The organism is Aeromonas sp. TECH754, assembly GCF_056279295.1.
Genome location: NZ_JBWBRA010000001.1, coordinates 18,924 through 31,644, shown reverse-complemented (window position 1 = coordinate 31,644; position 12,721 = coordinate 18,924). Strand labels below are relative to the sequence as shown.

The 12,721-nt window shown below is 59.8% G+C and carries 11 protein-coding genes; 4 read left to right on the top strand and 7 right to left on the bottom strand.

What is annotated here, in order from left to right; genetic code table 11:
- The first annotated feature begins 122 nt into the window (after positions 1-122).
- On the top strand, positions 123-623 hold the full coding sequence (locus ACZ9IL_RS00135) for a YfbU family protein (protein WP_476001664.1): 501 nt from the start codon (positions 123-125) through the stop codon (positions 621-623).
- 51 nt (positions 624-674) lie between these two features.
- Here ACZ9IL_RS00135 and yfbV read toward each other — a convergent pair whose 3' ends face one another.
- A complete protein-coding gene (gene yfbV, locus ACZ9IL_RS00130; protein WP_476001663.1) occupies positions 675-1,115 on the bottom strand; it encodes a terminus macrodomain insulation protein YfbV in 441 nt (146 codons plus the stop codon).
- Between the two features lie 302 nt (positions 1,116-1,417).
- On the opposite strand from yfbV, the gene ACZ9IL_RS00125 reads away from it, so the two are divergent.
- Together ACZ9IL_RS00125 and pta are read left to right on the top strand one after the other, a co-directional pair.
- Positions 1,418-2,620, top strand: coding sequence for an acetate kinase (locus tag ACZ9IL_RS00125; RefSeq protein WP_476001662.1), 1,203 nt, complete (start codon positions 1,418-1,420; stop codon positions 2,618-2,620).
- 71 nt (positions 2,621-2,691) lie between these two features.
- Positions 2,692-4,845, top strand: a complete 2,154-nt coding sequence (gene pta / locus ACZ9IL_RS00120) for a phosphate acetyltransferase (protein ID WP_042644750.1) — start codon at positions 2,692-2,694, stop codon at positions 4,843-4,845.
- A gap of 525 nt (positions 4,846-5,370) precedes the next feature.
- Here pta and ilvN read toward each other — a convergent pair.
- From ilvN to ACZ9IL_RS00090, 6 genes are all read right to left on the bottom strand, one after another.
- Positions 5,371-5,865 (bottom strand): acetolactate synthase small subunit, encoded by a 495-nt coding sequence (gene ilvN, locus ACZ9IL_RS00115; protein ID WP_005311605.1) that lies wholly within the window; start codon positions 5,863-5,865, stop codon positions 5,371-5,373.
- A gap of 91 nt (positions 5,866-5,956) precedes the next feature.
- Positions 5,957-7,675 carry an acetolactate synthase 3 large subunit gene (locus tag ACZ9IL_RS00110; protein ID WP_476001661.1) on the bottom strand — a complete coding sequence of 573 codons (1,719 nt, stop codon included), beginning with the start codon at positions 7,673-7,675 and terminating at the stop codon, positions 5,957-5,959.
- 389 nt (positions 7,676-8,064) lie between these two features.
- Entirely contained in the window at positions 8,065-8,217 is a 153-nt protein-coding gene (locus ACZ9IL_RS00105) for a hypothetical protein (protein WP_476001660.1), read from the bottom strand.
- 36 nt (positions 8,218-8,253) lie between these two features.
- The gene (locus ACZ9IL_RS00100) at positions 8,254-9,363 is read right to left on the bottom strand and encodes an MJ1255/VC2487 family glycosyltransferase (RefSeq protein WP_476001659.1); all 1,110 of its coding nucleotides are present in this window, start codon (positions 9,361-9,363) and stop codon (positions 8,254-8,256) included.
- Positions 9,360-9,863, bottom strand: a complete 504-nt coding sequence (locus ACZ9IL_RS00095; RefSeq protein WP_476001658.1) for a phosphatase PAP2 family protein — start codon at positions 9,861-9,863, stop codon at positions 9,360-9,362. The genes ACZ9IL_RS00100 and ACZ9IL_RS00095 overlap by 4 nt, the downstream gene beginning before the upstream one ends.
- A 145-nt stretch (positions 9,864-10,008) precedes the next feature.
- Positions 10,009-10,632: a TetR/AcrR family transcriptional regulator gene (locus ACZ9IL_RS00090; protein ID WP_476001657.1), complete on the bottom strand. Its 624-nt coding sequence runs from the start codon at positions 10,630-10,632 to the stop codon at positions 10,009-10,011.
- 405 nt (positions 10,633-11,037) lie between these two features.
- On the opposite strand from ACZ9IL_RS00090, the gene leuA reads away from it, so the two are divergent.
- Positions 11,038-12,600, top strand: coding sequence for a 2-isopropylmalate synthase (gene leuA / locus ACZ9IL_RS00085; protein WP_476001656.1), 1,563 nt, complete (start codon positions 11,038-11,040; stop codon positions 12,598-12,600).
- The last annotated feature ends 121 nt before the right edge of the window (positions 12,601-12,721 follow it).

Here is a 12,721-nt window from a genome sequence, read left to right as displayed (position 1 = left end):
TGATAAGCGGTGCTTTGACGTCGCCGCCTGCGTTTTATCGCCAACCTCCCCGCTCAGATCAAAAAATTCATCCTGAATATGAGTTAACGTTATCCCAGTTTCATTTTCCAGTGAGAAAGCCCATGAACATGAGCCACACCGAACGCCTGATCCTGAGTAATCAGTACGAGATCCTGGCCAAACTCAATCCGGAGAAGGCGGCGTTTTACCAGCGGGCCAGCACCATAGTCGAACGTGGCTACTGCCTGCAGATCCTCGAGCTGGAGAAGAGTTTCGGTCACCTGGATCTCGCCACCTGCCAGGAGGTGCTGGACACCCTGGAGCTGCACCATGCGCTGGCCATTTCCTGGGGCAACTTGGACGCCTCCGCCCAGGCCGAGGTGAACGAAAGCCGCCTGAGCTTCAACGGCTACAGCCGCAGCCAGGAGCGGGAACTGGCAGATTATGTCTGCTTCCTGCTGGAGGTGGACAAGCGCTTCCCCGAACTGCCCTGCCCCTGCGACGAGCTCTCCAGCGACATCGCCATGCGTGACAAATACCAGCGCATGCTGGCGGCCTGGCGTCAATGCCCCCGTCAGTACAAGCTCTCCATTCAGGAGATCAGCAAGGTGCTGGCGGCCTGAAAAAACAGATGAAAAAGGCGCCCTCGGGCGCCTTGTTGCACAAGCTGCTTGTTATTCGTAGAGGAAGGACTTGTCCAGCTGCTTGAAGGCGGCGTTGAGGGTATCGGCCAGCTCTTCATAACGAGGCCGGGAGACAAGCTGGCGATGGCCGCCCTGCTCGTTCATCTTGCCGTTGATCTCTCTATACCAGCTGGCGAGGGAGGGCGGCAACCGGGTGTCGGCACGCTGACCGAGCCAGTAGTACCCCTGTAGCGGCAGACTGAGCAGAAACAGCACAGAGGTCATGACCGAGGGCCAGTAATGCTGTTCGCCGAACTGGAATTGCAGCATGACGCTGAGCACGGCGAGCGCCGGGATGATCTTGAGGGCAAACTCAGTCGCCTTGATCACCCGATTCTCCGGGAACATGGAATTAAGCTCGGGACGGCGCGGCCAAAGAGTCATATAATGACGGCCTTGCTGTAATTTAGTTCCAAAAATGTTCATGCTCATGCTACCTCCGAGCTCTTTTTGAACGTATTAACGGCAAAACCTCGACAATATTTGAGGTTCAATAACAAAGATTGAGGATGACTTTGTTATTTTTCAACAATCAGGTTATCCTTTGAACGCTTAATTTTTACGCCAACGGCCTGCCGTTGGCCAGTCAGGGACGTCTGGATTTCGGGTCTTGTATCACTATACAAGGGGCAAGCAACAGATTGCCAACCCTCATAAGGATAAGTTGAATGTTTTTGGACGCACCGCGTCCGGCGCATCCTCCAACCCAACCCAATCTGCGATAGGATTTATTCATGAGTAAGCTGGTTCTTGTTCTTAACTGTGGCAGCTCGTCCCTGAAGTTTGCTGTCATTGACGCAACCACCGGTGATGATCTGCTGTCCGGCCTGGCCGAGTGCTTCAACCTCGACGACGCCCGCATCAAGTGGAAGCTCAATGGTGAGAAAGGCAGCGCCGATCTGGGTGCCGGTGCCGCTCACCAGGAAGCACTGGACTTCATCGTTCACAAGATCCTGCCGCTCAACCCTGAACTGTCCAAGAACCTGATCGCCATCGGCCATCGCGTGGTACACGGCGGCGAGCAATTCACCTCCTCCGTGCGCATCTGCAAGGACGTGATCGCCGGCATCGAAGCCGCCATTCCTTACGCGCCGCTGCACAACCCGGCTCACCTGATCGGTATCCGTGCCGCGCTGAAGGTGTTCCCGGAGCTGGCCGAGAAGAACGTGGCCGTGTTCGATACCGCCTTCCACCAGACCATGCCGGAAGAAGCCTTCCTGTACGCCCTGCCGTACAAACTCTACAAAGAGAACGGCATCCGTCGCTACGGCGCTCACGGCACCAGCCACTACTACATCAGCCTGGAAGCCGCCAAGCAGCTGAACAAGCCGGTGTCCGAGCTGAACATCATCAACTGCCACCTGGGCAACGGCGGTTCCGTCTGCGCCATCAAGAACGGCCTGTCCGTCGACACCTCCATGGGTCTGACCCCGCTGGAAGGCCTGGTGATGGGTACCCGTTCCGGTGACATCGATCCGGCCATCATCTTCTTCCTGCACGACAAGCTGGGCATGAGCGTCGCCGAGATCAACACCATGCTGACCAAAGAGTCCGGTCTGCAGGGCCTGACCGAAGTCACCTCCGACTGCCGTTTCGTTGAAGACAACTACGACAGCAAGGAAGAAGCCAAGCGCGCCATGGACGTTTACTGCTACCGCCTGGCCAAGTACATCGGCGCTTACGCCGCCGCCATGGACGGTCGCCTGGATGCCGTGGTCTTCACCGGTGGCATCGGCGAGAACTCCGCCCCGATCCGTGAGATCACCCTGAACAAGCTGGGCCTGCTGGGCTTTGACGTCGACCACGACGCCAACCTGAAAGCTCGCTTCGGCAAGGGTGGCGAGATCACCAAGGCTGGCTCCACCAAGGCCCTGGTTATCCCGACCAACGAAGAGTGGGTCATCGCCCACGACGCGCTGGAACTGGTCGGCGCATAATTTAGCTGTAGAGCAAGGCCGCCCCAGGGCGGCCTTTTCCTGATCCCAAAAAAATGAACAAGGGGTAATAAGTGGCACGCACTATTATGCTCATCCCGGTCGGCACTGGTGTCGGCGTAACTTCCGTGAGTCTTGGCGTCGTTCGCGCCATGGAGCGTCACGGTGTCAATGTCAGCTTCTTCAAACCGGTTGCTCAGCCGCGTCCGGGTGAAACCGGTGCCGAGCGCTCCACCGCCGTGATCCGCGCCGCCGCCAACATCAACCCGCCCGAGCCGTTTACCCTCTCCTACGCCGAGAACATGATCACCTCCAGCAACACCGATATCCTGCTGGAAGAGATCGTGGCGCGCTTCGAAGAGCACGTAAAGGCCAGCGGTGCCGAGGTACTGGTGATCGAAGGTCTGGTCCCGACCGACAAGCAGCCGTTTGCCAACAAGCTGAACTACGACGTCGCCAAGGCGCTGGATGCCGACATGGTGTTCGTGACCCATCCGGGCAACGACTCCAGCCAGAAGCTCAAAGAGCGCATCGAGCTGGCCTGCTCCAACTTCGGTGGCGTCAGCAACCCGCGCATCGTCGGTTGTGTCATCAACAAGGTCGGCGCCCCGGTTGACGAGCACGGCGTGACCCGTCCCGATCTGACCGAGATGTTCGAGGCCCATCACCACACCTCCGACACCGCCCACAATCTGGAAGTGCTGCAAGTGTTCGGCAAGAGCCCGCTGCGCATCCTCGGCTGCATTCCCTGGAACACCCAGCTGATCGCCCCCCGTGCCAAGGATCTCGCCAAGCACCTGGCCGCCAAGATCCTGCACAAGGGTGAGCTCGACAGCCGCCGCCTGCAGACCGTGACCTTCTGTGCCCGCTCCATCCACAACATGATCGAGCACTTCCGTCCGGGCAGCCTGCTGGTGACCTCCGGCGATCGTTCAGACGTCATCGTCTCCGCCTGCCTGTCCGCCATGAACGGCGTCAAGCTGGGTGCCCTGTTGCTGACCGGCAACTATCATCCTGAGCCGCAAGTCATCGCCCTGTGCCAACAGGCCATGGCCACCGGCCTGCCAATCATGATCACCGGCACCAACACCTGGCAGACCGCCGTCAGCCTGCAGAACTTCAACGTCGACATCCCGGAAGATGACCGCGAGCGGATCGAACTGGTGCAGGACTATGTGGCTGGCCACATCGACAAGCACTGGATCGAGTCTCTGTCTGCCAAGTCCACCCGCTCCCGTCGCCTGAGCCCGCCGGCCTTCCGTTATCAGCTGACCGAGCTGGCCCGTCAGGCCAACAAGCGCGTCGTGCTGCCGGAAGGGGAAGAGCCGCGTACCATCAAGGCTGCCGCCATCTGTGCCGAGCGTGGCATCGCCCGTCCGGTGCTGCTGGGCAACCCGGAAGAGATCCGTCGCGTTGCCGAGCAACAGGGTGTGGTGCTGACCGATCGCGTCGAGATCATCGATCCGCTGGAAGTGCGCGAGCGCTACGTGCCGCGTCTGGTCGAACTGCGCAAGAGCAAGGGCATGACCGAAGTGGTCGCTCGCGAACAGCTGGAAGACAACGTGGTGCTGGGCACCATGATGCTGGAACGTGGTGAAGTGGATGGCCTGGTCTCCGGCGCCGTACACACCACCGCCAACACCATCCGTCCGCCGATGCAGATCATCAAGACAGCCCCGGGCTCGTCCCTGATCTCCTCCATCTTCTTCATGCTGCTGCCGGATCAGGTGCTGGTGTATGGCGACTGCGCCATCAACCCGGATCCGAGTGCCGAGCAGCTGGCCGAGATCGCCATCCAGTCCGCCGACTCCGCTGCCGCCTTCGGCATCGAGCCACGCGTGGCCATGATCTCCTACTCCACCGGTACCTCTGGCGCCGGTGCCGACGTAGAGAAGGTGCGCGAGGCGACCGAGCTGGCCAAGGCCAAGCGTCCCGACCTCATCATCGACGGCCCGCTGCAGTACGATGCGGCCATCATGGAGAACGTGGCCAAGTCCAAGGCACCGAACTCACCGGTCGCGGGTAAAGCCACCGTGTTCGTGTTCCCGGACCTGAACACCGGCAACACCACCTACAAGGCGGTACAACGCTCCGCAGAACTGGTCTCCATCGGCCCCATGCTGCAAGGCATGCGCAAGCCGGTCAACGACCTGTCCCGCGGTGCCCTGGTGGACGACATCGTCTACACCATCGCCCTGACCGGTATCCAGGCAGCCCAGGCCGAGTAATCCCCTGCACGCCTATGAAAACAAAAACCCGCCTTTCGGCGGGTTTTTTTATGGCGGCGAGATGTTGATCCGCAAGATCAAATCAGGATCCTGAGCGGATCCACCTGCCTGGTGCTGGGCCTCGTCTGGCAAGGCACCGACGATAAGCGAACGCTCACCCCCTCGCCAACGATTGCACAATTGCGATCCAGCCAGGATCAAATCAAAATATCCCTTTAATATCAGCCAACTAACGCCAGACACACCGCTAATCTACAGAGTTTTCCACAGCTTTTGTGGATAGTTTACCGATCATTTGAAAGAAAATGACAGACTCACACTCTCCCCGACTAGACTCGCCCCGTGAAAAAGGGCTCCGAAGAGCCCCTTTTGTGGATAACCGATTGACCGGCAGTATCGCTCAGGGACGCAGCGCCTTGTCGGCGCGGGAGATCCCGCAGACAGTTTGAGGCGCACCACCCGGTGAAATCACAAAAGGGCTCCGAGGAGCCCTTTTGTGGATAACCGATTGACCGGCAGTATCGCTCAGGGACGCAGCGCCTTGTCGGCGCGGGAGATCCCGCAGACGCCAGAGCGCACCACCTCGATGATCTCGTTGGTCTGGGCCGCAGTCTTGATGAAGGCGTCGAGCTTCTCGCTCGTCCCCACCAGTTGCACCGTGTACTGCTCCGGGGTCACGTCGACGATCTGGCCGCGGAAGATATCCGCCAGCCGCTTCAGTTCGTCGCGAGCCCCACCGGCGGCACGGGCCTTGACCAGCGCGATCTCCCGCTCGATGTGTTCACCCTCGCTGAGATCGCACACCTTGAGCACGTCCACCAGCTTGTGCAGCTGCTTCTGGATCTGCTCCAGCACCCGCTCGTCACCCATGGTGACTATGGTCATGCGCGACAGGGTGGGATCCTCGGTGGGGGCCACCGTCAGGGTCTCGATGTTGTAGCCGCGTTGGGAGAAGAGGCCCACCACTCGACTCAGGGCGCCGGATTCGTTTTCCAACAGAACGGAAATAATATGTCTCATCAGGTTCTCTCCGTCTTGCTCAGCCACATCTCGTCATTGATGGAACCAAACTTGAGCTCCATGAGCACGACCGAAATAATATGTTCCATCGTCAGGTCCTCTCCGTCTTGCTCAGCCACATCTCGTCCATGGCACCAAACTTGATCTGCATCGGATAGACGTGCTCGTCCGGATCGACCGAGATGTCCATGAACACCAGCCGATCCTTCATGGCGAAGGCCTTCTCCATGGCGCTCTCAAGCTCGGCCGGATCGCTCACCGCGATGCCGACGTGGCCATAGGCTTCCGCCAGCTTGACGAAGTCCGGCAGGGACTCCATGTAGGAGTGGCTGTGACGGCCGCCGTAGAACATCTTCTGCCACTGCTTGACCATGCCGAGGGCACGGTTGTTGATGGAGATAATCTTGATGGGCACCCCGTACTGCAGGCAGGTGGAGAGCTCCTGGATGTTCATCTGCACCGAGCCGTCGCCGGTCACGCAGCAGACCACCGCATCCGGGTTGGCGAACTGGGCGCCCATGGCGGCCGGAATGCCGAAGCCCATGGTGCCGAGGCCACCGGAGTTGATCCACTGGCGCGGCTTGGCAAACGGGTAGTAGAGCGCGGCAAACATCTGGTGCTGGCCCACGTCCGAGGCGACGAAGGCCTCCCCCTTGGTCACCTTGTAGAGCGCCTCTATCACCTGCTGCGGCTTGATCAGGGTGGGCGAGGTCTCGTAGGCCAGACAGTTGCGGGAACGCCACTGGGCGATCTGCTCCCACCACTGTGCCAACTCCTGCTTGTCGTTGTCGAAACCGCATTCGCGGATCACGTCCAGCATCTGCTCCAGCACGGTTTCCACCGAGCCGACGATGGGCACATGGGCCTGCACCGTCTTGGAGATGGAGGTGGGATCGATGTCGATGTGGACTATGGTCGCATTGGGACAGAACTTGGCCACGTTGTTGGTGACGCGGTCATCGAAGCGTGCCCCCACGGCGAAGATCAGATCCGCGTTGTGCATGGTCTTGTTCGCTTCGAAGGTGCCGTGCATGCCGAGCATGCCGATGAACTGCGGATGGACGCCGGAGAAGGCACCCAGCCCCATCAGGGTGGTGGTCACCGGCAGGTTCAGCAGTTCGGCCAGCTTGGTCACCAGCTGATCCGCATTGGCGTTGATGGCACCACCGCCCACATACATTACCGGGCGGCTCGCCTCGGTCAGCAGCTTGGCGGCCCGCTTGATCTGGCCCTTGTGGCCGGCCTTGGTCGGATTGTAGGAACGCAGCGAGACGGACTCGGGATACTGATAGGGGAACTTCTCTTTCGGGTTCTGCACATCCTTGGGCAAGTCCACCACCACCGGCCCCGGGCGGCCGCTGGCGGCGATGTAGTAGGCCTTCTTGATGGCATCGGGGATCTCGCTGGCCTTCTTGCACAGGAAGCTGTGCTTCACCACCGGGCGAGAGATACCGATCATGTCGGTCTCCTGAAACGCATCTTCCCCAATCATGCTGGTCGGCACCTGACCGGACAGGATCACCAGGGGGATCGAGTCCATGTAAGCGGTGGCGATGCCGGTGATGCAGTTGGTGGCACCTGGCCCCGAGGTCACCAGCACTGTGCCCACCTTGCCGGTGGAGCGGGCGTAACCGTCCGCCATGTGCACCGCGGCTTGCTCGTGCCGCACCAGGACATGCTCCATCTTGCCGTTTTCGAAGAGAGCGTCATAGATGTCGAGCACTGAGCCACCCGGGTAGCCGAACACGTGTTCCACTCCCTGATCTTCCAGCGCTCTAACCACCATCTGGGCGCCTGATAACATCTCCATGATAAAGCCCTCCAGGCTTTGCTCCGTTAAGCGAAAGCTATCGACAGTCCGCTGCTTCCCGGCAACGCCGGTCCGTGTCTTAGTTGTTGTCTGAATACAGACCAGGCGAGTACGGAGCGGTCGATAGTAGAAAAAGTGATTTTTTCCATCATTCACCCGAAAATCGGGTGAAAAACCAACTTAACCCGCTTGTGAACGCTTGTCCACGGCTTTGTCTGGCCTGAACAGTCATAAATTTCAAACAGCTATTAACATTCAGTGACTTGGTCACAGGGCAGGAAAGAAAGCGAAGAGGATGGACAATAAACTAGCGGATCATGCTGAAAATTTGCGGTTTCACGGAAATAAATGGCCCACCGCTTGGGTGGGCCCATCAACTATCCGGTGACTCACTGGCCCTGTTCCGGCTCCACCAGCCAGATCTGCTGATCCGGATCCGTCTCCTCGCAGACCGAGATGCTGACGCCCATATCCAGCAATTCATGGAGTGTCAGATTATCCGCCAGGGTCATGGTGTCGCCGTTCTCATTGGTAAAGCGCATGCTGTCCGTCCTCTCCTTGGGTGGGGTTATCTCAGTTTAGTCAAAGGCACTGAGTTGCGATAACCAGGGACGAGTCAATACCGGGTTTTCAGCCAGCTCGCTGAGCCGATCACACACCTCTTCCGGGAAGAGGGTGCGGGCCCACAGCCGGCGGGACAGATGCTCGATGCCCTCCTGTGCCCCGGCGGCCAGCCAGTTCGCCAGCTCGCCCGCCACATCCGGATAACGAATGGCCCCGGGTGCCGCCGTCTCGAGCCAGCCGCGCACCGCATTGGCATCGAGCACCTCCATCAGCTGGGCCAGCCCCATCAGCTCCAGAGTCTTGCCGTTGGTCAGCTGCTCGAACTGGCCGCCAAGGGGCTTGACCAGCAACTTCTTGCCAAGGGACAGCGCCTCCGAGGCCAGCTCGAAGCCGGCATTGGTGATGACGCCCCGACAACCGGCCAGCACCTGCTTGAACCCTTCCCGCGCCAGGGGCTCGAAATGAATGTTGCGCCACTGGCTGGGGGTGCGAATGGCGGGATGGAAGCAGACGAAATGCTGCTGGTTGAAGCGCGACAACAGGGCCGCTATCTGCTCGGTCTGCTCGAACGGCAGGTAGACCAGCACCTGCTGGTTGTCCGGCGCGAGTGCGATAGGATCGATGATGGGAGGCAACAGCGGCTGGCCGAAGTGGAACCAGTGCAACCCCAGCGACTGGCTAACCGGGGCGAAGCGACGCATCAGCTGGCGGCTGAAGCCGCTCTCACCCCAGCGCGGAATGGACCAGTCGAAGCTGGCCTGATGGCTGATGGTGAGGCTGGGTTTTTGCCAGCGCCGGGCGGCATGGGCGCTGAGTGGCTCGAAATCGCTGATCACCAGGTCATAATCGCGGCAATCCAGCGCCCGCATGTCCCGCCAGAAACGCAAGGGGGCCAGTCCCTTGAGCGTGCGCCAGCCCGAGATGCTGCCCTCGTGGCTGACGAAACTGATGCCGGGGAAGGTGCGATACTCCCCGAATTCCCCCATCTCGAAATAGCCGTCGGCGGGGCGGCCGCTGAACAGGTAGTCGACCTCGATCCCCCTGGCCTTCAAGGCGCGCGCCAGAGTCCTGCTGCGGCTGATATGACCGTTGCCGGTGCCCTGGACCCCAAACAGTATCTTCATCCCTGGCTCCAGCTCAGCGCCCAGAGGGCGCAACCACCGCCGAGCAGGGCACCGGCCACCAGATCGCTCAGGTAGTGCACCCCGAGCAGCAGGCGGGATGCCCCCACCAGCGCGGCCCAGGCGAACAGCAGTGGCGCCCAGAGCGGGAAGCTGACGGCCAGCACGGTCGCCATCAAAAATGCCGCCGCGGTGTGGCCCGACGGCAGGCTGTAGCGATCCGAGGGGGTGATGAAGACCGGCAGCCCTGCGGGACGCTGACGTCTCAGGGCATTCTTGAGCAGCAGATAGAGCGGAAACTCGAGGGCAAACGCCAGCAGGGCGACCAGCACCAGTTCGCGTTGCGCCCCTCCCTGCCACCAGAGCAGCGCCGCCAGCACCGCGTAGAGCGGACCGTCTCCGGTGTGGGAGATGACCCGGCTGACTCTGGCTTGCGAGCGGTTGTAGGGATGGAGCAGGCAGACACGGCACACCTGCAGGTCCCATTGCTGGATCTTGTTCATAACCCCTCCTTCCCCGAGATCTCTGTGCAGACTAGGGCGGCGGAGTGACACTAAGTTGAAGGACAGATAACAGATTTGTGAACGACGTAATGAAAAAAGGGCCGAAAGGCCCTTTTTTTGATTCTTCAGATGAAAATACCGGTGATCAGTTCAGGGAACCGCGCAGACCGTTCTCCATCAGTTGGCAGTTGTGGGCCGCCAGACGACTCATGAAGCTCTCGTCCACGGTCAGACCAAACACCTGCTCGTAGAGATCCTTCATCACGAACGGCTGCCACATCATGCTGAGGAAGGAGATCTTCAACATCTCGGGATCCAGATTGTCACCCAGCTGACCGTTGGACTTCATGGATTCGAGCAGGGCGTCGAACTGGGGCAGTTGACGCTCCAGCAGACGGTTCAACACGAAATCCCGTCCCGGGCTCTTCTCGGTCGACAAGGCACTGGAGATGGCGGAGGTCAGCTCGCTGTTCGGCGCCATCACCTGATAGTAGGTGTTGAGCAGATCGGTGAGGCTGCGGTTGCTGGTCTCATCGTGCCAGGCCTGATCCAGCGGCTCGGCGACATCCCCCAGCACGGCCTTGTAGAGGCCCTCTTTACTGCCGAAGTAGTAATGGATCATCGCCAGATTGGAACCGGCCAGCTCGGCGATCTCACGGGTCGTCACCTTGCTGTAGGGAGTGTTCAGAAAACGTTCGCGTGCGGCGGCAAGCAGCTTGTCACGAATGTCGGAACGTCCGACCGGACGACCTGGTCTGCGTTTTTCCATGGGATACCTCAGATAATTCAGCAAGTGCTGATAAGTCGATCTGATTGTGCGGGTGATCGAGTACAGCAGGAATGACCGGATAATCAGGCATGAACCGAATATGGGACAAGGAAATTTGCATTCCTTTACAATCCGATTAAATAAAACAGTGAAATGAACCTGCCAGTTCGAGTTGACACAGCATAAGAATCTCGTTATTGGTAGAAGCGTTATCGACTGGAAGGATTGAGTCATCATGCATATTGCCGCTCCGCTACTACTGCTTTCCCTAATCGCGACTCGTCGCGCGGGATCCTTGTAGCCGGGCTAAGGCATAGCCGGAATTTACAAAAACCCGTGCACCCCGCACGGGTTTTTTTATGCCATGCAGGATGCACGCACCGAACTTAGGAAGAGGGAAGTCACATGTCAGATCGCGTCATCATATTCGATACCACCTTGCGTGATGGTGAGCAGGCGCTGTCGGCCAGCCTGACGGTCAAGGAGAAGCTGCAGGTCGCCCAGGCACTGGAGCGGCTCGGTGTCGACATTATGGAGGTGGGCTTCCCGGTCTCCTCCCCCGGTGATTTTCTCTCGGTGCAGACCATCGCCCGTCACATCAAAAACAGCCGGGTCTGTGCCCTAGCCCGCGCCCTGCCCAAGGACATCGACGCCGCCGGTGAAGCGCTGAAAGTGGCAGAGGCGTTCCGCATCCATACCTTTATCTCCACCTCATCGATTCATGTGGAGAGCAAGCTGAAGAAGAGCTTCGAAGACGTGCTGGAGATGGGGGTCAGCGCCATCAAGCATGCCCGCCGCTACACCGACGACGTGGAGTTCTCCTGCGAGGACGCGGGCCGCACCCCCATCGACAACCTATGCCGCATGGTGGAGGCCGCCATCCGGGCCGGTGCCCGCACCATCAACATCCCGGACACCGTGGGCTACACGGTACCGACCGAGTTCTCCGGCATCATCCAGACCCTGTTCAACCGGGTACCCAACATCGATCAGGCCATCATCTCGGTACACTGCCACGACGATCTCGGCCTGTCGGTAGCGAACTCCATCGGCGCCGTGCAGATGGGAGCCCGCCAGATCGAGTGCACCATCAACGGCATCGGCGAGCGGGCGGGCAACTGCTCCCTCGAAGAGGTGGCGATGATCCTGAAGACCCGCGCCGATCTGCTCGGGGTTCACACCAACATCCGCCACAGCGAGATCCACCGCACCAGCACGCTGGTCAGCCAGATCTGCAACATGCCGGTGCAGCCGAACAAGGCCATCGTCGGTGCCAACGCCTTCTCCCATAGCTCAGGCATCCATCAGGATGGCGTGCTCAAGGCCAAGAACACCTACGAGATCATCACCCCTGAGAGCATCGGCCTGACCCAGAACAGCCTCAACATGACCTCCCGCTCAGGCCGCCACGTGATCAAGCACCGCATGGAATCCATGGGCTACGCCGAGAGCAGCTACGACCTGGACGATCTCTACGGCAAGTTCCTCACCCTGGCGGACAAGAAGGGCCAGGTATTCGATTACGACCTCGAGGCCCTCGCCTTCTTCAGCCAGATCCACGAGGAGCCCGAACACTTCAAGCTGGAATACCTCGGCGTGCAGAGCGGCAGCTCGGTGCTGGCCACCGCCTCGGTGAAGCTGAAGGTCGGTCAGGAGTTGATCTGCGAGGCCGCCACCGGCAACGGTCCGGTGGATGCGGTCTACCAGTGCATCAACCGCATCACCGGCTACGAGATCCGCATCGACAAGTACGAGCTCAAGGGCAAGGGAGAAGGCAAGAACGCCCTCGGCCAGGTGGATATCGTCGCCGAGTACAAGGACCGCAAGTTCCACGGCATGGGGCTGGCCACCGACATCATCGAGTCCTCGGCCCAGGCCCTGGTCCATGTCATCAACAGCATCTGGCGCGCCGATCAGGTCGCCGAGCAGATGGGACAGAAGAACAACATCAAAACGGAAACCGTCTGAACGGCGACAAGCTCGCTGACAGATGAGAGACAACAACATCAGAACGGAGACACTCTGAACAGTAGTCGGCCCACCGTATCGGGCCGCTGAGCAGAGGGATCTCAATAACAACATCAGGACG